Here is a 19,194-nt window from a genome sequence, read left to right on the forward strand (position 1 = left end):
TAACCCACCTACCAGGGGCTTCTTGCTGTTCAGAAGGGGTTCGGGGAGACCGGTACGGGGCTGTGACCTGCACCTTCAGGATGAAAAAGGCTCACGGCTTCGTCAACCGTGTCGCGGAACTCAAGACCCTCGACGTCCATCTCGATGATCATGACATCGGTGATTTGCGTGGGACCCTGCTCCACACCATCGTGGGCACTCCCGGAGTAGGGAAGACAGCACTGGCCCTACATTGGGCCCACCGAGTCCGGCGTCGCTTCCCCGATGGGCAGCTCTACTCCGACCTTCGGGGATATGGCACCGGCCGACCGGTCTCAGCGGACCAGATCTTGGACCGCTTTCTACTCGCACTCGGAGCGACAGCGGACGTCGTTCCACACGATGTCGATGGCAAAGCGGGTCTGTTCCGATCTCTCATCGCGGACCGTCGCATTCTCGTCATCCTGGACAACGCGGCGACCACAGCCCAATTACGTCCTCTGCTTCCAGGGACATCCACCTGTGCCGTACTGGTAACGAGCCGCGACAGGCTGTCCGGTCTGGTGGCGCTGGAGGGGGCACGACGCTTGACGGTTCGGGCTTTGGAGTCCGCTGAAGGAGTGGCCCTCTTGGAAGGGGCCGCCGCCCGGCACCGTCCAGATGATTCTCCGGAGGAAGTCGCCGAACTGGCCCGACTCTGTGGTCACCTTCCTCTAGCGTTACGAGTCGCGGCTGAACGCGCGGTGAGCCGCCCGTACATGCCCTTGGGCGACCTCCTGAGGGACCTCCGGGACGAGTCCACCTTGTGGACCGTTTTGGCGAGCGAACCCGAGGACGAGTCGCACGTTGTTCGTTCGGTTTTCTCCTGGTCCTATCGGCCCTTGCCTGAAGAGACGGCTGGAGTATTCCGTTCCCTGGGCCTGTACCCGGGGGTGACCTTCGGGACGAACGCGATCGCCGCACTCTGCGGAATGTCCACGACGGTGGTTCGCCATGCGTTGGACGCTCTCGTAGGAGCCCATCTGGTCGAGCAAACGGATGCCGATCTTTACCAAGTCCATGATCTGCTGCGCTCCTTCGCGTTGGACAGGGCGCGAAACGAGGATCCCGAAGAGAAGAGGCGTACCGCTTTGGAGAACTTGGCCCATTGGTACCTGTACTCCGCTGACGCCGCGGCCCGGGCCACCGACTCCCACCTGCGTCATCACGATCTGGGTGGGGTTCCGAGGCCGGAGACGGAGGTGCCCACCTTCTCTGGTCACCAGGATGCGCTTCGCTGGTTCGATCGTGAGTCCCTGAACATGTCCGCACTCGTGGAGGCCACGGCCGAAGCCGGACTGGACGCGCTCACTTGGCGGTTTCCCGTCATCCTGCGCCATGTGTACGTCTTCTACGCCTGCGGCTCCGAGTGGGAACGAATGATCGAATCGGGGATGATCGCGGCCACTCGCGAGAGGAACAGGGAAGCAGAGGCCGATCTACTCGAAGCATCGGGCATGGCCTGTGTGCAAGGCCATCGCTACCCGGAGGGTTTGGAACGCCACCGCCGGGCCCATGAGCTCAGGCGAACGATGAAGGATGAATTCGGAGTGGCGATGTCCCTCAACGCCATCGGAATCGTCCATCTGAGGGTCCGACGGCTCGACCAGGCCGCACAGCACTTCCGTCGATCCCTGGAGATCCTGGAGCCGCTCTCGAAAAGAACCTGGTCGGGGATCGCTCTCGGCAATCTGGCCAGGACCCACTTGGAAGAGGGACGGTTCGAGGAGAGCTGGTCATTGGCTGAGCGGGCGGCGCGCATCCACCACGAGACCGGTAACCGGTTGAGCGAGTTCTCTTGCCTGACGACCCTGTGCGTGGCACAGAGAGAGTCGGGGCACACCGAGCAGGCGTTCATGGCGGTGCGGCTGGCTCTGGAGGTCGCCGCACAATTGGGTGGTTCGCTTCGTGAGGCACTTGCTCTGCTCGAACTCGGGATGCTGCTTGTCCGGGTCCGTTCCTGGGACGAGGCGATCGCCGCGTACCAAAGGGCGGCGGTGCTCTATCGACAGGGCGGGGACCTCATCGGTGAGGCCCGAGTGCTCGAAGCGACGGCGGATGCCCACCTGGCCATGGGACGTGCCGATGACGCGGTGCGATCCTATGCCCGAGCGATCGAGGGTTATCGATCCGGCGACCATTACCGTCGGTCCCTCGCGCACTGTCTGTATCGGCTTGGTGAACTGCACCGTGACGCAGGACGAGACCACCACGCGCGGCGAGAGTATGAGGAGGCCTTGGAGGTCTTGAAGGGTTCCATCGAGGCCGATTCGTCCGGACTTCGGGAGAGAATCGAAGGCCTGATACGAAACGGCCTGACATGAAACCTGCACCAAGAAGTTCGTGTTACAAGGGTGCGATGGGGAAGACATCGCAGTCCTGCCGCGTGAAGGTGGACATCGACGCCGCACCAGGGTGATCGGAACCGAACCGATCGATGAATACCGCCCGCAGTTCACTCCACTTGGCAGCCATGTCCTCACCCATGGCATGCCGGGTCACCAGATGGTTCCGATGCGTGGTCAACAAGGTCGGGTGGTCGGAGGGCAACCGAAGCAGACAGTCCGCGACCGTCATGGCCTCCAACTGGTGTGCCTCCTCGACACGGTCGAGGTGGAACAGATCGGTGGCCAGGTTCAATGTGGCCGGTAAGCAGCTGAACGCTCCCGGGCCGTAGATGCGCGTTAGGCGTTCCAGTCCCTCTTGATCGAGTTTGAGTGCTTCGGTGTAACGACCCGCGGCCCGCAGCACGATGGCTGCGCTGAGACGAGCGGTGGCGGGAAACGGGTGCTCGTTCGGATAACGCTCGTCCAGCGGACGCATGAGCGCCTCGGCCTCACGGACCGCCTCTTCCAGGTGTTCGTCGGAGCCCGTGCCCGCCAGGTTCACCATGTTGATCACTCGGCAGTACAGCACTTGCCGGGTATCGGCGGGATGGTTGCGTCGGTACATGGTCAGAGCTCCTTGCGAGAGCTCGGTGGCCGGTCCGGTGCGGCCAAGTCTGCGGTAGGTGACGGACAGGAACATCTTTCCCTGGAGCACGTGCGGGCTGTCCGGTTGGGCCGCGGAGGTGAAGCGGTCCATGCACTCCTCGATCTGGATTCGTGCCTCCTCCAGGCGGCCCAGCAGGATGAGGTTGAGGCCGACCGACAGGCCGCTGCGCAGGGTGTGCACGTCGTTGGGGCCCAGCACGAAACGCCGGCCCCGGAAGGTGTGCTGGTCGATGGCGAGGGCGGCCTCGAACCGGCCCTGTTCCTGGAGGACCTGGCCGTAGTCGTGCGCGGCCTCCAGGGTCTGCGGGTCGGATTCGCCGTACTCGGAGCGTCGGTGTTCGAGGATGCGACGGAAGTGCCGACCCGCCTCCTCGAAGCGGCCCAGTCCGCTGAAGGAGATGGCCACCGCGCGCAGTGACTCCAGGGACTCGTCGTCGTCACCGCCCACGCGTTCGATCTGGTCGGCGTGGATCCGCTCGGCCTCGGCCAGGGCCGTCACGTACTCGCCGTGGATGCGCCGGATCTTGTTGCGGCGCAGCCGCGCGTGCATACGGAGGGCGGGGTCGTCGGACCAGGAGTTGACGGCCTGTTCGACCAGGCTGGTGGCGTTGGAGTAGTCGCCCACCTCGGTGAGGAGGTCGACCACGTTCAGCACCAGGCCGCGCACCCGTGGATCCCGACTCAGCCAGGCCTGCGAGGCCTTCACGTGCGCGTACAGCCGGAGGTACATGGTCCGGTAGGCCGGGTCGGTGGGGTTGCCCGGGTCGCTCCGCGCCAGGATCAGGTGTGCCAGGTCCCGGTACCGCACCCGTTCGGCGTGCGGCAGGGACTCGCGGATGACCGACTGGAACAGCTCGTGCAGTTGGAGGGTGTTCCGCTCGTGGTCGAGGTAGGCGAGGTGGTGGCGGCTCATGAAGTCGAGGACTCGCCCCAGGAGTGCGTCGTCGCCGAGCAGCGCGGTGCCCGAGGGGGTCGGGCCCAGGTCACGGGGGCGGGAGAACAGGGCGCGCCCCAGGGGACGCGGCGCGAAGAACGCGCAGAGCCGGATCAGCTCCAGGACCATGTGCTCGATCTCGTGTTCTTCGCCGCCCGAGGCCAGTTCCTCGGACTGGATGCTCCATGCCACCTTGAGGGGGATCGTGTGGTCGTCCGGGCCGGAGTAGCAGAGCATCCGGTTGTAGCGTTCCTCGAACGTGTCCAGGAACTCCGCGGTGGGAACCGCCGACTCGCGCAGGAACGCGCCGACCTGGTTGAGGGTCAGGGGCAGGTATTCGAGCAGTTCGGCCAGACGTTCACCGTCCCGGGGGTCTTCGAGGCGTTTCGGGCAGACCTGGCGCAGCAGCGAGAGGCTCTCGGCGTTGGTGAGCCGGGGGACGACCTGTCCGTCGAACCGGCCCGCCGGGAGCGTCCGGGTGGTCCGACGGTGGTCGCGGGAGGTGACGAGGATGTTGCCGTCCCCTCCGGTGGGGAAGTAGTCGGTGGCCAGCCGTTCGACGTCGGTGACGTCGTCGAAGACCAGGAGCCAGCGGCCGACGGCGTGCCCGCCGGAGAGGGCGTCGCGTACGGTCTGGACGGCGCGGGGAACGTGTTCGTAGGCGACCGGCAGTCCGATGTGTTCGGCGAGCCGCAGGTAAGCGCGGTGCGAGTCGATGTCGGTGGAGGCGGGGATCCACCAGATGAGGTCGTACTCCTCCGAGTGACGGCGCGCGTACTCGGTGGCGATGCGGCTCTTGCCGACACCGCTTCCCCCACCGATCAGGAACCGGGATCCGGGCCGGGAGAAGACCTCGTGGATCTGCTCCAGAATGGCCTCCCTACCGGTGAAGTGCGGGTTGGCGCGGGGAACCCCGCCGATCACCGGGAGACGGGTGGTGTCCCTCTTCCGGAGGCGGCCGGTCGTCATCGGTCCACCAGCTTTCTCATATGGCGCTGAGCGAGGGGCCCGGCGACGCGGGCCGGGGATGACCGTTCACCGGGGACTCTCGGACGGTCACGGGTCGAGCACACGGATGGGGCGGGCCGGGTCGGGCCCGGTGCCCGAGGCGAGTCCCGAGAGGGATACGCGGTGCGCGCGCGGCCGCGAGGATGTGCGCGCGCAGGGGTCTCCCGCGGTGAGGAGGGCGTGCCCGGGGCATGGTGGGGGGACGTGCGGTGTCCGTCCACCGCCCGCGTGATCCGTGACCCTGGGGGTCCGGGGCACCGGTTCATGGCGTGATCCCCATGCCTCGCGTGACGACGGGTCCGGTGGACATGAAGACCATCACCGGACCGGGCGGGTTTCCCGCTGTGGGTGGACGGGGCCGACAGCGGGCGCTTGGTCCCAGGCTAGGTTCTGCCTTCGTTTCTGTCGATAGTTGTCCACAGCCTGTGGACAACGGTTGCCGGAACGAGTCCGCGGAAGCGAAAAACCGGCCTGAACGCGCGTTTTTGCCACGTGAAAAAGGAGATGTGGTGCCATCCGAAAATGCGCAGGCCAGGCCATGGAAAGGAAATGGAGGGGCGGGAACTCCTACCGGGCGCGCGTCAGCCCGAAGTGGGTTCGGGTTCGTAGTTGCGCATCATCATGGAGTTGCATTTGGTGCACAGGTGGCGGGCCGACCCTGGTGAGGAGGGCTGCCAGTCGTGCTCACCGCGAGGACATATCCCCGATGGTCCGATACTGCGGGCGCGGATGGCGGCGGGCTGTGCGTCCATGCGGCAACGTTAACGCGCTCACCCCGCTTTCCACCACCCTCGGCCGTGGAAGGTCGGCCGGAGGTCCACTCCTCCCCGAAGAACGCCGAACCGGTCGGGTTCTCGGGTTTTTCCGGACAAGCGGGCCGAACGCGACCTCGCCGGTTCGGGCACGGGCCCGGAGGACCCGCCGGCCTACCTGTGTGGTCTGGAGGCGGGTACGTACGCCCTGGGCGGCCAACCGTCCACGGCGGAGGGGCCGACCCGAGCGGTCCGCCGATCGCCCACCCACAGCCCGCACGTGCCCCGGCGACCGGGCGCCCATATTGTCGTGAGGTCCCATGACCTGATGACTGGCATGTCCGATCAGACAAAGGAGATGCCCGGGCGGTGGCGGGACGGACAATTGTTCCTGGTCGAAGACTCGACGAGGTCTCGAACGGGTGTTTTTCCGCACACGGGCATTGTGGTCCAGGCGGGCCAAGGTGATGATCTGTTTGTTCCGCATAAGTTACGCATAACGGTCCGACGTTGGCGTTTTTCAGGGAAAGGAGGGGACGGTTGAACGACTCCATGATCTGGTCGATCCTGACCTTCGGTGTGTACCTCGCCGGGATGGTCGCGATCGGCCTTTGGGTCTACAAGCGCACCGTCTCACAAGCCGACTTCGTGCTCGGCGGCCGGCAGCTCAACAGCTGGGTCACCGCTCTCAGCGCCAACGCCAGTGACTTCAGTGGTTGGCTGCTGCTGGGGCTTCCCGGAGCCATCTACGTCTCAGGCCTCGGCGAGGCCTGGATCGCGGTCGGACTGGCCTCCGGTTTCGCCGGCAGCTGGATCCTTCTCGCTCCGCGGCTCCGCGTCTACACCGAACGGGTAACCGACACCCGGTCCGGCGGGGACTCCGACTCCCTCACGATCTCCTCCTTCATGGAGAACCGTTTCAACGACCCCACCCGAATGCTGCGCGGGGTCTCCGCCGTCCTGATCATCGTCTTCTACTTCTTCTACGTCGCCTCCGGCCTCGTGGCGATGGCATCACTCTTCGACATGGTCCTCGGGCTGTCACCCGTACCCGCCATCGCGGTGGGTGCGGGCATCGTGGTGCTCTACACCGTGCTGGGCGGATTCCTCGCGGTCTCCTACACGGACGTGGTGCAGGCCGTCATGATGTGGCTGGCCCTGCTCATCGTCCCGGTGCTCGCCATCTCGCTCCTAGGTGGGTTCGGCGGACTCGCGGACGGAGTCGGCGCCAAGGCCGACGGTCTGATGTCGGCATTCGGTGGAACCTCCCTGGACGCGGACCTCGGAACCTGGGTGAGCGCGGAGACCTTTGGCTGGGTCGTCGTCATCTCCGGACTCGCGTGGGGCTTCGGATACTTCGGTCAGCCGCACATCCTCGCCCGCTACATGGGGATCCGTTCGGTGAAGGACATCCCCAAGGCCGCGGTCGTCAGCGTGAGCTGGGCGGTCTCCGCCATGATCCTCGCGGTCCTGGTGGGCTTCATCGGCATCGCCTACTTCGACACCCCGCTGGGTGACCCGGAACAGGTCTTCCCGCGTTTGATCGAGGCCCTCTCCCACCCGGCGGTGGCCGGGCTCCTCCTGGCCGCCATCCTGGCCGCCGTGATGAGTACCGCCGACTCCCAGCTGCTGGTCGCCGCCTCGGCCATCACCGAGGACGTCTACAAGGGCTTCGTCAACAAGGACGCGGACCCCCGCTTCCTCATGTGGGTCAGCCGCGGCACCGTCGTGGTCGTGGCCGTGGTCGCATCCCTGGTCGCCCTGTTCGGTGACAGCTCGGTGATGGACCTGGTCGGCTACGCCTGGGCCGGGTTCGGCGCGGGCTTCGGTCCGGTGCTCCTCATGGCCGTCTTCTGGAAGCGCATGACCTGGGCGGGCGCCCTCGCCGGCATGGTGGCCGGCGGCGGCATGGCCATCCTCTGGGACTTCATCGACGAGGCCTTCCTGGGATGGGGCCTGTACGCCATGGTCCCCGCGGTCATCCTCAGCTTCGCCTGCATGCTCGTCTTCAACGGCCTGGGCAAGGTCAGCTCGCAGATGGAGGCCGACTTCGACCGCGTCGAGGCCGAGATCAAGAACGGTGGAAGGGACGAGGAACCCACCACCACCGCCTGAGTCCGTCGGGGCATCGGATCGTCAAGGTCCACAGGTCCTGTAACGAAAGGCTTCCGGGCCCGTGTCACGTGCGGCACGGGCCCGGTCGCGCTCTGGCGTCGCCCGGTCCTGGAACGGTAGAACGGTGACATGTCGTCACCGACGGAACACCCGGCAGCCTGGACCCGCACCGACGTCCCCGAAGGACTGGGGCTCGGCGCCCTCCTGCCCGAGCCCGATGGTTTCCGCCTGGAGGCCGGGGAGACCGTCGTCGAGGACGAGGGGAGGTTCTTCACCCGTTTCACCGTGCGAACGGACCTGGCCTGGGCGACCACGGAGGTCCGCGCCGAGGTCCTCTCCGCCGGCGGCACGGAATCGATCACCCTCCGGGCCCAAGGCGGCCACTGGAGCGACGCCAACGGTCGTGAACTGCCCGAACTGGTGGGCTGCCTCGACGTCGACGTCGCCGCCACACCGCTCACCAACACCCTCCCCATCCGCAGACTGGGCCTGAGACCGGGGGAGCACCGCGACATCACGGTCGTGTGGATCGACGTCCCCTCCCTGCGCGTCAGACGTGTTCGCCAGCGCTACATCCGGCACGCGGCCGAGGGCGGCCTGGAGTGGTACACCTACCGCGACCCCCTGCACGGCGAGTACCGGATGTCCGTGGACGGGGACGGTGTGGTGGTGGACTACGAACGCTTCGCCCGCAGGCTTCACCCGGGTTCCCCACCCCCTCGACACGTGCCCTCCCGCCAGACCCCGAGGTGACCGAAGGGGCGCCGGGATCGGGGAACGTCGAAGCGCGGACCCTGGAAACCCGCGCGTAACACGAGGCGGGCGATAATCGAGGGGAACAGCCGCAGTACATCGAGGGAGCACACGTGACCGAGACCGATCCGAGCCGGGCGCGCGGCGAGATCATCCGCGACCTCGGGGTCCCCGCGGACTTCGACGTCGACGCCGAGATCGAGCGTCGTGTCGCCTTCCTCGCCGAGAGGCTCACCACGACCGGAGCGCGCGCGTTGGTGCTGGGCATCAGCGGCGGTGTCGACTCGCTCGTCGCGGGGCGACTGTGCCGACTGGCCGTGGACCGTGCCCGTGAGTCCGGGCACGAGGCCGAGTTCGTGGCGATGCGCCTGCCCTATGGCGTCCAGAAGGACGAGCAGGACGCCGCCCGCTCCGTGGAGTTCGACGCACCCGAACGCTGCCTCACCGTGGACGTACAACCCGCCACCGACGCCATGGCGGCCGCCCTCACCGCTTCCGGGATGAGCTACGCCGACGGCGCCGCCGAGGACTTCGTGATCGGCAACGTCAAGGCCCGTGAGCGGATGATCGCCCAGTACGCGGTCGCCGGTGGCCTGGGTGGTCTGGTGGTCGGCACCGACCACGCCGCCGAGGCCGTCACCGGATTCTTCACCAAGTACGGCGACGGCGCGGCCGACCTGGTCCCGCTGGCCGGGCTCACCAAGCGCCGGGTGCGCGCGGTCGCCGCGGCGCTCGGCGCCCCGGAGGACCTGGTCCACAAGGTGCCCACCGCCGACCTGGAGACACTCACCCCGCAGAAGCCGGATGAGGAGGCCCTCGGCCTCACCTACGAGCAGATCGACGACTTCCTGGAGGGACTGCCCGTCGACGACGAGGTGACCCGTCTCCTGGTGGGCCGTTACCGCTCCACCGCCCACAAGCGGGCCATGCCCACCGCTCCCTGACCGCCGCCGTCCCCTTCGGCCGTCGCCTTCACCGGGGCGGCCCACCGGTCGGTGGTGCCATGGTCCCGGCATCGTTATCCACAGGCCTCTGACCGGTGGGCCGCGGATCGGGTATTTTCTCACCAAGCCCTTCCGACACCCGTCCTCTCGGGTGCAAGGTAGTGCAGGCCCTACCTCGGTGGGTGGGCCTGCCGCCGTCGAGGAGGGGATCCTGTGCCATCGCGACCGAACGGCCTCCGCGCCTAGGGTCGTTTTCGACGACGCGTCATCGAGTGCCACTCGCGGTCTCACTCCAGGGCCTCCGCGGGGACGTGTCGACACCCCCTGTATCCCGGTCACCGCGACCAGCGGGCGCCTTCGTGTGCTCACCGGTCGTGCGGGACGACCAAGGAGCGACATACCGATGACCATGACCGTCGAACCCGCGGGTGGGCGACCGCCCACCACCGCAGCCGAGGCCGCCGTGCCCGCGCCCCGTACCCGCGACCGCTTCCTCGACGTACTGCGTCTGTTCGTCATGGTCCTGGTGGTGAGCCAGCACTGGTGGCTTCCGGTACTCAGCGTGCAGACCCAGGGCGAACTGTCCGCGGGCAGCGTCCTCAGCTCCGAGGGCGGCTTCGCGCTCACCTGGATCTCCCAGGTCATGCCCTTGATCTTCTTCGTGGGCGGCGCCGCCAACTACTTGAGTTGGCGTTCGGCCTCGGGGCGGGGCGAGCCCGCCCGGGTGTGGTGGGCCAAGCGGCTACGCCGGCTCGCCTGGCCGGTGGTGCCCCTCGCGGTCGTGTGGATCGTGGCCTGCCACCTGATCGTCCTGAGTGGGGCGCCGGCGCAGCCTGTCCTGGTCGGCGCGGGTGCCGCGGGCATGATCCTGTGGTTCCTGGCCTCCTACGTCATCGTGGTCATGGCCACGCCGCCGCTGGTCGCCGCGCAGAAGCGGTTCGGCTGGTGGGTCCCGGCGGTGCTGCTCGCCTGCGCGGTGGTCGTGGACACGCTCCGGTTCAACTCCGGGGTCGAGTGGCTCGGTTACCTGAACGTGGCGTTCGTCTGGTTGGGCGTGCACCAGATGGGTTTCCGGTACGCGACCGGCTCGATCGGCAAGGCACAGGCCGCCGGGTTGGCCGTCGTGGGTGGCGTGGCCGCTCTGCTGCTGGCCTGGTTCGGTCCGTACTCGCTGAACATGACGGGTGTGTTCGCGGCCGAGACCTCGAACGTCGCCCCGCCCACGCTCGTCCTGGCGGCGCTGGGGGCCCTGCAGATCGGTGTCTCCGTGCTGCTGCGCGACGTGATCTCCGCTTGGGTGAACCGACCAGGGCCGGCGCGGATGATGGACCGGATCAGCCCGCAGTTGATGACCGTGTACCTCTGGCACATGTTGCCGATCAGTGTCGTCGCCGGTGTGCTGGTGTTCGGTCTGGGCATCGACACCCCCGAACCGATGACGGGTCTGTGGCTGCTGTGGGGCGTCCTCGGGATGGTGGTGTTGATCCCGCTCATCCTGCCGTTGGCACACTGGGCGGTGCGCTTCGAGGAGCCACCGCGGATGCTCAAGGGCGACCCCGGCCTGATCCGGGTGTTGGCCGCCGCGGCCCTGATCGGCGGGGGCCTGCTGGTCCTCACGGTGGGCGGTCTCGGGTTCGGGCCGCTGCCGGTGCTCGGACTGATCGCGGTCATCTGCGGTCTACTGCTCACCGCCGCCCCGCGCGCCCGGGTGCGGGAGACCGTACGCGAAGCGGTCCGCGTCTGACCACCGGGTGAATCGGCCGTCACGAGGCGTCGACGGGAATCCACCTCTTGTCCAGATTCACACCCGAACGGTGTGGCGTTGATGGGCGCGCGAGGGTAGACACGACCAATGGACCCCAGACACATCGCCTACGAACGGCACGGCAGTGGACGACCGATCGTTCTCCTGCACGGACTCGGGGACCGCAGACAGAGCTGGCGGGCCGTGGCGCCGCAGTTGGTGGCCGACTACGAGGTGGTCTCCATCGACCTGCCGGGTTTCGGTGAGTCGCCGGCGCCCTCCACGGACGAGCCCTACGACGTGCACAGCCTCGTGCGGGTGATCCGGGAGTTCTGCGCGCTGCACGGCCTCCAGCACCCGCACCTGGCGGGCAACTCGCTGGGTGGTTCGATCGCGTTGGAGTTGGGCGTGCAGGGGGTCGCCGGTTCGGTCACGGTGTTCTCACCCGCGGGGTTCTCCGACAACCTCGCCCGTTGGGGCATGCGCACCGTGGGGGTGGTCGCCAACCTGGCCACCCGTATCCCGATGCCGGTCAAGGAACGCCTGGCGGACACCCCTCCCGCCCGGGCGGCGGCCCGGGTCGCCCTGCGCGGGGACCCCTCCTCTCCGGAGGCGAAGGCCACCAGGTTCGGTGTGCAGGGGCTCGAACCCGGCGCTCCGTACGTGCGCATGGTGCCCAAGATCGCCGAGTACGACTTCGTCTCGCGCCCGATCGACTGTCCGGTCACGATCGCCTGGGGTGACCACGACCGGACCCTGCTGCCCTCCAGCGCCCGGCACGCCCACGAGCGGGTTCCGTCGGCACGCATGGTGTCGTTGCTCGGGGCCGGTCACATCCCGATGGCCGACGATCCGCTCGCGGTGGCCGAACACATCAGGTGGACCTGCAACGCCGCCGATCGGCTGGTCGCCCGGATCAGGTGAACCGGAACCCTCCCTCGGAACTGATCACCTGGCCGGTGATCCACGCCGCCTCGTCGGTGGCCAGCCAGGACAATAGCCGTGCGGGGTCGTCCGGTTCACCCAACCGGCCCAGCGCGAACATGGGCACCACCCGTTCCAGGAGTTCCCCCTCGATGTAGCCGGTCTGCACCGGGCCCGGGTTGACCGTGTTGACGGTGATGCCGCGCGGCCCCAGCTCCGCCGCGATGGTGGGGGTGATCTGGGCCAGCGCGCCCTTGGCGGATGCGTACGCGACCTCGCCGGCCATCGGCCCGTGCATCTGCCCGGAGGTCATGAACAGCACCCGCCCGCCCGGGCGACCGTCGTGTCGGGCGGCGAAGGCCTGGGCGAGGAGTAACGGGGATCGGGCATCCACCGCCCAGTGCCCGTCGAGCATGTCGGCGGTGATCTCGGCGAGGGTGCCGTCCCCGCCGCTGCGGGCGTGGTTGGCGACCAGGACGTCCAGGTGGCCGAACTCGGCGACGGTCGCCTCGACCACTCGCGCGGGGGCCTGGGGATCGGCCATGTCGGCGCCGATGTGCGCCACGCGGGCGTTCGGGTCACCGAGCACCGAGCGCACCCCGTCGGCCACCGCCTCGACGTCGTCGCCGCCCCAAGGCTGTGACTCGTCGTGCGGGCGGAAGTGGTGGAGCATCACGGAGGCCCCGTAGGCGGCGAGGCGGCGGGCGACCGCGTAGCCGATGCCCTCGCGTCGGCTGGCCCCGGTGACCAGGGCGACACGCCCACGGAGGGGGAGCGGGTCACGGGTGAGCGGTGAGAGGGGGATCGGTGACTGCTCCGGTTCTTCGTGGTGGGGCTGGGGCGGATGGTCCATGTTCGTCTCCTGTCGATTCGGCGGATGGGGGCACGAAGACTCATCGGTTGGCGGCACTCTGTCATCCGACCGGGGTGATCGCCATCGCTTTTCGCACGCGCGCCGCCGGTGCCGTTCCCGCCCTCGATCTCCGGCCCTCGGCCCTCGGCTTCCCGTCCCCTGCGCCCCTGGTTCCCGTCTCCGACCTCCGGTCTCCGTCCTGGCCCGCCCCGGCCATGGGAAGGGGACCGAGACCGAGACCGCGGCCGTGGGCACGACTTCCGCCTTCGGTTCGAACCACCCGGCCCCACGGTCTTTCCCGAGGTGGTCGGGGCGGGATAGCGTTGCGCGCGGAACAACTCCCCGAGGAGGCACTGGTTTGACCGCATCGACACACCCGGTCCCGGGAGGGGCCGCGTGGCTGAGGGAGCAGGAGCGAGGCCTGGTGGGCTTCGCTTCCGGGGCCGCGGTCCCGGAGGGCTTCGGCTGGTTGGACGCGAAGGGCGGGGTGGAGCCCGAACGCGCGACCGCCGCCTGGATCACCTCGCGCATGACCCACGTGTTCTCCCTGGCGCACCTGCGAGGGGTCCCCAACGCCGCCGATCTCGCCGATCACGGGCTGGCCGCCCTGGCGGGTCCGCTGCGCGACGCGGAGCTGGGCGGATGGTTCGAGGAGGTGCCGGAGGGCGGGGATCCGAGAAGTCTTCGGGAGCGCTCCCAAGCGCTGCCGGAGAAGGCCGCCTACCCGCACTCCTTCGTGGTCCTGGCCACCGCCAGCGCCGCCCACGCCGGCCGTCCGGGGGCGCGGGCCCTGCTGGACGAGGCCCTCGGCGTCATCGAGAAGAGGTTCTGGGAACCCGACGCCGCGTGCGTGCGGGAGAGCTGGGACGCCGACTGGACCACCACGGAGCCCTACCGTGGCGCCAACAGCGCGATGCACTGCGTGGAGGCCTTCCTCGCCGCGGCCGACGTCACCGGTGACACCCTGTGGACCCGTAGGGCGCTCGCGATCGCCGAGCGCCTGATCCACGGGGTGGCCGCCGACCACGACTGGCGGCTGCCCGAGCACTTCACCCCGGACTGGACACCCCTGCCGGACTACAACCGGGACCACCCCGACCACCCCTTCCGCCCGTTCGGTAGTACCACCGGGCACCTGCTCGAATGGGCCCGTTTGCTGGTGCACCTCGAACTCGCCCTGGAGCGGGCCGGTGAACCGGTGCCGGACTGGCTGCTCACCGACGCCGAACTCCTCTTCGACAACGCGGTCCGTCGCGGCTGGGACGTCGACGGGGCCGAGGGGTTCGTCTACACGCTCGACTGGCAGGACCGACCGGTGGTGCGGCAACGCATGCACTGGGTGGTGGCGGAGGCGACCATGGCCGCGTGGGTCCTGGCCGAACGCACCGGCGCGGAGAAGTACACCGAGCACCTGGACCGTTGGTGGGCCTACGCCGACCGGCACCACGTGGACCGGGAGAACGGGAGTTGGTGGCACGAGTTGGATCCGCGGAATCGGCCATCGGGTTCGGTGTGGGCCGGCAAACCGGACGTCTACCACGCCTACCAGGCGGTGCTGTTGCCCCAGATCGGTCTGTCCACCTCGCTCGCGTCCGCCCTGCCCGCCCGTGATGTCGACGGGGGTGCGGAGTGAACGAGCGGACACCCTCCCGGCTCGTGGTGGTCGGGGAGAACGTCATGGACCTGCTGCCCACCCGGCACGGCCCTCAGGCCCTGTGGGCGGCCCCCGGTGGTGGTCCCGCCAACACGGCGGTCGCCGCGTCCCGGCTGGGTCTGCCCACCCGGCTCCTGGCCCGGATCGGTTCCGACGGGTTCGGGTCGATGATCCGGGAACGCCTCCTGGGTGAGGGGCTGGATCCGGCCGGGCTCGTCGACGCGGACGAACCATCCGCCCTGGCCCTGGCCACCCTGGCCGCGGACGGGTCGGCGAACTACGACTTCCGGATGGATGACGCCGCCGACTGGCGTTGGCGGTCCGATGAGCTGCCCGAGACCCTGGAACCCGAGGTCGTCGCGGTGCACGCCGCCTCGATCGCCCTGTTCCGGGAACCCGGAGCCTCCCTCATCGAGGCCCTGCTGCGTCGCGAACACGGGCGGGGCCGGGTGACCATCACACTCGATCCGAACATTCGCGCGGCTGTGATCGGTGATCGGTCCGACGCCCGCGCCCTGGCCCTGCGGCACGCCGCCCAGGCGCACGTGGTCAAGGCCAGCGACGAGGACCTCGACTACCTCTATCCCGACCACACCCTGGAACAGGCCGCCTCGGCACTGGCGGCCCTCGGCCCGGTCCTTGTCGTGGTCACCCGGGGTGCGGAGGGCGCCTTCGCGCTCTCCCACGGGGTGTCGGCCTCGGTACCGGCCCCGAAGACGGAGGTGGTGGACACCGTCGGCGCGGGTGACTCGTTCATGGGCGCCCTCCTGCACCGGTTGGATCTGGACGGTCGGTTGGGGGATGCGCCCCGGGAACGTCTGGCCGGCCTGACGGAGGCGGACCTGGAGGCGCTGTTGACGCACGCGGCCACGGCGGCCGCGCACACGGTCACCCGGGAGGGTGCCGAGCCGCCCACGTCGGAGGAATTGAACGCCGCCTTGGCCCGGGCCACGGCCGGGTAGCGTTCGTCGGTCCCGGACCTCGGCCCCCGGCCCTCGGTCCGCACCGACCGGGGTCCGTATCGTCTTGATTCGTCGGTCACCTGATGTGGTCTGTCCGACCCGAGCCGCACCGGGCTTCGTGTGCCCGGTGCGGCCTTCTCATGGGTGGGTCCCGTTCGGTCAGCTCAGGAAGGTGATCAGCGGTTGGGCCAAGGCGCCGGCCAGCGCGGCCAGTGCGTAGCCGGTGATGAGGTGGCCGATTCGGCGACGGGGCCTGCGGTGGCTCGTCGGGCGGCGCGGGCGGTCCGACCTTCGAGGGAGCGGAGGCGGCGGCACGTACTCCCGGCGTGGGCGCGGGATCGGTAGCGGGCGGTCGAACTCGACGTCCTCGTCGGGTTCGTGAGCCGGTTTCGGGGCGGGATTCGGCTCGGGTTCGGGCTGTGCGGTGTGGTCGGGGCGCTGATCCTGCCGCCAACAGGAGCCCTCAGAGGCGGCTCGGCGTATTCGTTCGGGCAGGTCACCGCGCTCGATTCGGCGGCGTAGGCCGGGGGTGTCGGGCATCTGGGCGAGGAGTTCGCGTTCCCTGGGGGTGCGGCCCAGGGAGACCAGCGGCGGAAGCGGGTCGGCTGTGGCACCTGAGGAGGGGCGCGGAGACGGGCGGGTTCCGGGTCGGTGCGGGGTGTGGCTGAAGCGTCGGCCTCGGGGAGCGTCCAGGACCCGGCGCAGGTCCATGGGTATGGTCGCGTTGCTCATCGCACACCCCCGCAGGCGCAGGTGGTGGAGGTGCCGGCGGTAGCGGTGGGGGTGGCGGGCGTGGGATAGGCGAACTCCGCCCACAGCACCGTGCCCGACACGGCCGGTGAGGTGGGATCGGTCCAGCGCTGGGTGCCCCACTCGCTCGCCAGTTGGTGGATGAGCAGGAGGCCGCGCCCGGACTCGGCCTGTTCCCACTCTTCGATGGAGCTTCGCGCGGGCGGGCACACCGGGCGTGCGTTCAGGGGTCCGTCGTCGATGACCGACAGGCGCACGGTGGCCTGGCTCCCTATGACGATCGGGGTGGAGAGCAGGCGGACCACCGTGCCACCGGGGCGCTGTGAGCGGGAGTGCGTGACGGAGTTGGCGAAGGCCTCGCTTCGCACAGTTCGATGTCCTCGCACAGGGAGCGGGGTACCCCGGCCAGGGCGTGCAGGTCAGAGCGCAGTTCCGCCCGGAAGCGGGTGCAGGTGGAGCGGGTTCCGGGGTAGTGGCGGGCCTGCCACCGCCGCCCCGGGTAGGCGGGCGTGGGGATTTCAGGGACAATGGACATGTCGGCAACTCCTGGTTGAAGGGTTGGTTGTCGGCTGGCCCTGGCGGGTGTCTCTAGCACCTGCCAGGGCCTTCTGCATGCCCGGACACATGGAGTTTCGATCGGGCACACGAGCCTCCACATGTAGGGCGAGACCGAACTCAGCAACTGAGTTCGAGGAAGCCGATCCGACCTCGCCAAGCCCCTGACAACCTTCTGGAACCGGTGGAATACTCGTTGTAATCAGGAGACAGTGTTGCCATGGGAAAGTCAAGTAGAAGTTCCACTTAGGCTGAACCAGGCCACCAGGTTGGAACTCGGCAGACGGACGAGTCGGACTTCAAGGGCGGATTTGAGTCATGGTGACTTCAGGACCACGGGTACTACGCCTCCAACTGGGCCGTGAAATCCGGCGGCTACGTGAGGGCGCGGCGCTCACAAGAGAGGAACTCGCCAAGTCGCTGAGCTGTGGAACTTCGAAGATCAGCAAGCTCGAACTCGGCTACAGCACACTGGGCACATCCGAGTGCGACAACCTCGTCGAACTGTTCGGGTTGAGCGGCGATCAGGCGACCGTTTTTCGAGACTTGGCTGCTTCCGCCCGTAAGCGTGGCTCTTATGGCAAGGTCCTCGACTTCGCCCGTGGCTACGTGAGCATGGAGGCAGACGCCACAGATCTGAGGTTTTTCTACGAGGAACTCATCCCTGCCCCGTTCCAGACTCTTGCTTACGCCAAGGCCGTCTGTTCAACATCAGTCACCATCGCACCCGCTGATATCAACCAGGTTGTCAAAGGTCGTATGGACCGTGCTGCCGTACTCACCCAAGAAGATCCACCCCACGTAGGGCTCATCCTTGGGGAGGGGGCTCTGATGCGAACGGTCGGCGGCCCCGCCACTCTCCAGGATCAGCTACAGCACCTGTGCCAACTAGCTCATCAGCCCCATATTGACCTTCAGGTGCTCCCCTACTCCGCAGGCGAGCACGCAGCGATGGGAACCGGGTTCACACTCCTATACCTGGACGAGGTCGAATCGACCTATGTCTACCTGGAGGATCTCACCAGCTCCGACTTCTGGGACCGTCCTCAGCACACCGGTGTCTATGAACTCGTCTTCAACAAACTCCAGATGGCTGCCTTGGGCAAGCGTGAGAGCATAATTCGCATCGAGGAACAAATCAGAGAACTAGACGAAAGGGTACATTGATGCTGAAACAGGGCCAAGCGTCAACACCCTGGCACAAGAGCACCTACAGTTCCGGAGCCCACAACTGCGTCGAGGTCTCGGAAGGGCCGACCACCGGGGTCCGAGACACTAAGCACCGTGAACTCGGGGCACTCTTCTTCTCCGGTGGCGAGTGGGAATCCTTCCTCAACCTCGCCAAGCGCGACCTCGGCTAGCGAAACAGTTCGAAGCCTCGCGGGTGGAACCCTTGGGCTCCACCCGCGACTAACAGGCCCGGGTCCGCGCTGCTGCTTCACCACCACGCACGCGTGCTCCCGAACAAAGCGTGATGGCCGGAAGGCCGGAGAGTCGCCAGGCTCGATCGGGCACCGATGACCTTGTACGTAGCGCGGGTCTCGGCATCAGCAAGTTCATCTTCGCTATGACTTCTGCACCAGTGGGTATGCCAGGGCCAACCGCTGACATTTTCATGGGGGACCCGCCGGACGTCACAACATTCCGACGGTCTTCGAACATCTATGTAAGGCATGAGATGAACCAGAGCATTCCTGCGGAGAGCTGGTACAAGTCCACCTATAGCGCTTCTCAGACTGCCTGTGTGGAGGTGGCGCATGTGCCGACAGACTTCCACAAGTCCTCCTACAGCGGGGCCAACGGCAACTGTGTGGAGGTGGCTGGCACCCCTGCCTTCTCCGCTGTTCGCGACACCCAGAACCGTGAGTTGGGTGCGCTGATCTACGACCAGGCCGAGTGGAACGCTTTCCTCCACACCGCCAAGAGTGACCTGCGCTGACCGAAGGCGAGCCTCGCAAGTCGCGGGTGGAACCCTTAGTAGAAGGACTTCCCACATGAGCATGAGCCTGGAATTCCGCAAGTCCTCCTACAGCGCTGATCAGACTGCCTGTGTGGAGGTGGCGGACTGGCCAATCGGTGCCGCTGTCCGCGATACCCAGAACCGTGAGCTGGGTGCGCTGATCTACAGCCCGGCCGAGTGGAACGCCTTCCTCCACACGACCAAGAGGGACCTGCGCTGACCGGAGGTGAGCGGGAGCGCGGGCCGGGGTGAAGGCGTTGTCCACAGGCTGTGGA

At 67.7% G+C, this 19,194-nt stretch carries 18 protein-coding genes and 1 pseudogene; 13 read left to right on the top strand and 6 right to left on the bottom strand.

What is annotated here, in order from left to right; genetic code table 11:
• Window positions 1-29: 29 nt before the first annotated feature.
• Complete coding sequence (locus tag ACWGKS_RS25990) at window positions 30-152, bottom strand: hypothetical protein (RefSeq protein ID WP_452524358.1); 123 nt, start codon at window positions 150-152, stop codon at window positions 30-32.
• Between the two features lie 39 nt (window positions 153-191).
• On the opposite strand from ACWGKS_RS25990, the pseudogene ACWGKS_RS25995 reads away from it, so the two are divergent.
• Both ACWGKS_RS25995 and ACWGKS_RS26000 read left to right on the top strand, forming a co-directional pair.
• Window positions 192-707 (top strand): annotated as a pseudogene (locus ACWGKS_RS25995) (NB-ARC domain-containing protein); the annotation flags it as partial.
• 243 nt (window positions 708-950) lie between these two features.
• On the top strand, window positions 951-2,342 hold the full coding sequence (locus ACWGKS_RS26000) for a tetratricopeptide repeat protein (RefSeq protein WP_452524353.1): 1,392 nt from the start codon (window positions 951-953) through the stop codon (window positions 2,340-2,342).
• A 22-nt stretch (window positions 2,343-2,364) separates the two neighbouring features.
• On the opposite strand, the gene fxsT is transcribed toward ACWGKS_RS26000, so the two are convergent.
• Together fxsT and ACWGKS_RS26010 are read right to left on the bottom strand one after the other, a co-directional pair.
• Entirely contained in the window at window positions 2,365-4,914 is a 2,550-nt protein-coding gene (fxsT, locus tag ACWGKS_RS26005; RefSeq protein WP_452456166.1) for an FxSxx-COOH system tetratricopeptide repeat protein, read from the bottom strand.
• 620 nt (window positions 4,915-5,534) lie between these two features.
• Entirely contained in the window at window positions 5,535-5,705 is a 171-nt protein-coding gene (locus tag ACWGKS_RS26010) for a hypothetical protein (RefSeq protein ID WP_358511845.1), read from the bottom strand.
• A gap of 552 nt (window positions 5,706-6,257) precedes the next feature.
• On the opposite strand from ACWGKS_RS26010, the gene putP reads away from it, so the two are divergent.
• The 5 genes from putP (at window position 6,258) to ACWGKS_RS26035 (ending at window position 12,185) form a co-directional block, all read left to right on the top strand.
• The gene (gene putP / locus ACWGKS_RS26015) at window positions 6,258-7,820 is read left to right on the top strand and encodes a sodium/proline symporter PutP (protein ID WP_452524355.1); all 1,563 of its coding nucleotides are present in this window, start codon (window positions 6,258-6,260) and stop codon (window positions 7,818-7,820) included.
• Window positions 7,821-7,949: 129 nt separating this feature from the next.
• Window positions 7,950-8,573, top strand: coding sequence for a putative glycolipid-binding domain-containing protein (locus tag ACWGKS_RS26020; RefSeq protein ID WP_452524324.1), 624 nt, complete (start codon window positions 7,950-7,952; stop codon window positions 8,571-8,573).
• A 113-nt stretch (window positions 8,574-8,686) separates the two neighbouring features.
• Window positions 8,687-9,517, top strand: coding sequence for an ammonia-dependent NAD(+) synthetase (gene nadE, locus ACWGKS_RS26025; RefSeq protein WP_452524326.1), 831 nt, complete (start codon window positions 8,687-8,689; stop codon window positions 9,515-9,517).
• A 403-nt stretch (window positions 9,518-9,920) separates the two neighbouring features.
• Complete coding sequence (locus tag ACWGKS_RS26030; protein ID WP_452524328.1) at window positions 9,921-11,261, top strand: acyltransferase family protein; 1,341 nt, start codon at window positions 9,921-9,923, stop codon at window positions 11,259-11,261.
• Window positions 11,262-11,369: 108 nt separating this feature from the next.
• Window positions 11,370-12,185 carry an alpha/beta fold hydrolase gene (locus ACWGKS_RS26035; RefSeq protein WP_358511856.1) on the top strand — a complete coding sequence of 272 codons (816 nt, stop codon included), beginning with the start codon at window positions 11,370-11,372 and terminating at the stop codon, window positions 12,183-12,185.
• On the opposite strand, the gene ACWGKS_RS26040 is transcribed toward ACWGKS_RS26035, so the two are convergent.
• The gene (locus ACWGKS_RS26040) at window positions 12,178-13,038 is read right to left on the bottom strand and encodes an SDR family oxidoreductase (protein ID WP_452524330.1); all 861 of its coding nucleotides are present in this window, start codon (window positions 13,036-13,038) and stop codon (window positions 12,178-12,180) included. The genes ACWGKS_RS26035 and ACWGKS_RS26040 overlap by 8 nt on opposite strands.
• Window positions 13,039-13,396: 358 nt before the next feature.
• Between ACWGKS_RS26040 and ACWGKS_RS26045 the strand changes: the two genes are divergently transcribed.
• Window positions 13,397-14,671, top strand: coding sequence for an AGE family epimerase/isomerase (locus tag ACWGKS_RS26045; RefSeq protein WP_452524332.1), 1,275 nt, complete (start codon window positions 13,397-13,399; stop codon window positions 14,669-14,671).
• 44 nt (window positions 14,672-14,715) lie between these two features.
• A complete protein-coding gene (locus tag ACWGKS_RS26050; protein WP_358511976.1) occupies window positions 14,716-15,654 on the top strand; it encodes a PfkB family carbohydrate kinase in 939 nt (312 codons plus the stop codon).
• A gap of 159 nt (window positions 15,655-15,813) precedes the next feature.
• On the opposite strand, the gene ACWGKS_RS26055 is transcribed toward ACWGKS_RS26050, so the two are convergent.
• Both ACWGKS_RS26055 and ACWGKS_RS26060 read right to left on the bottom strand, forming a co-directional pair.
• On the bottom strand, window positions 15,814-16,386 hold the full coding sequence (locus ACWGKS_RS26055; RefSeq protein ID WP_358511865.1) for a hypothetical protein: 573 nt from the start codon (window positions 16,384-16,386) through the stop codon (window positions 15,814-15,816).
• On the bottom strand, window positions 16,383-16,772 hold the full coding sequence (locus ACWGKS_RS26060; protein WP_358511868.1) for an ATP-binding protein: 390 nt from the start codon (window positions 16,770-16,772) through the stop codon (window positions 16,383-16,385). Before ACWGKS_RS26060 ends, ACWGKS_RS26055 begins: the two co-directional genes overlap by 4 nt.
• Window positions 16,773-17,277: 505 nt before the next feature.
• Between ACWGKS_RS26060 and ACWGKS_RS26065 the strand changes: the two genes are divergently transcribed.
• The 4 genes from ACWGKS_RS26065 to ACWGKS_RS26080 all read left to right on the top strand — a co-directional run bounded on the left by ACWGKS_RS26065 (window position 17,278) and on the right by ACWGKS_RS26080 (window position 19,139).
• On the top strand, window positions 17,278-18,126 hold the full coding sequence (locus tag ACWGKS_RS26065) for a helix-turn-helix domain-containing protein (protein ID WP_358511871.1): 849 nt from the start codon (window positions 17,278-17,280) through the stop codon (window positions 18,124-18,126).
• A complete protein-coding gene (locus ACWGKS_RS26070) occupies window positions 18,126-18,320 on the top strand; it encodes a DUF397 domain-containing protein (protein ID WP_358511873.1) in 195 nt (64 codons plus the stop codon). Before ACWGKS_RS26065 ends, ACWGKS_RS26070 begins: the two co-directional genes overlap by 1 nt.
• Window positions 18,321-18,718: 398 nt before the next feature.
• Window positions 18,719-18,898 (top strand): DUF397 domain-containing protein, encoded by a 180-nt coding sequence (locus ACWGKS_RS26075; protein ID WP_358511876.1) that lies wholly within the window; start codon window positions 18,719-18,721, stop codon window positions 18,896-18,898.
• Window positions 18,899-18,953: 55 nt separating this feature from the next.
• Window positions 18,954-19,139 carry a DUF397 domain-containing protein gene (locus tag ACWGKS_RS26080; RefSeq protein WP_358511879.1) on the top strand — a complete coding sequence of 62 codons (186 nt, stop codon included), beginning with the start codon at window positions 18,954-18,956 and terminating at the stop codon, window positions 19,137-19,139.
• The last annotated feature ends 55 nt before the right edge of the window (window positions 19,140-19,194 follow it).

It is taken from the genome of Nocardiopsis sp. NPDC055879 (genome assembly GCF_053615935.1).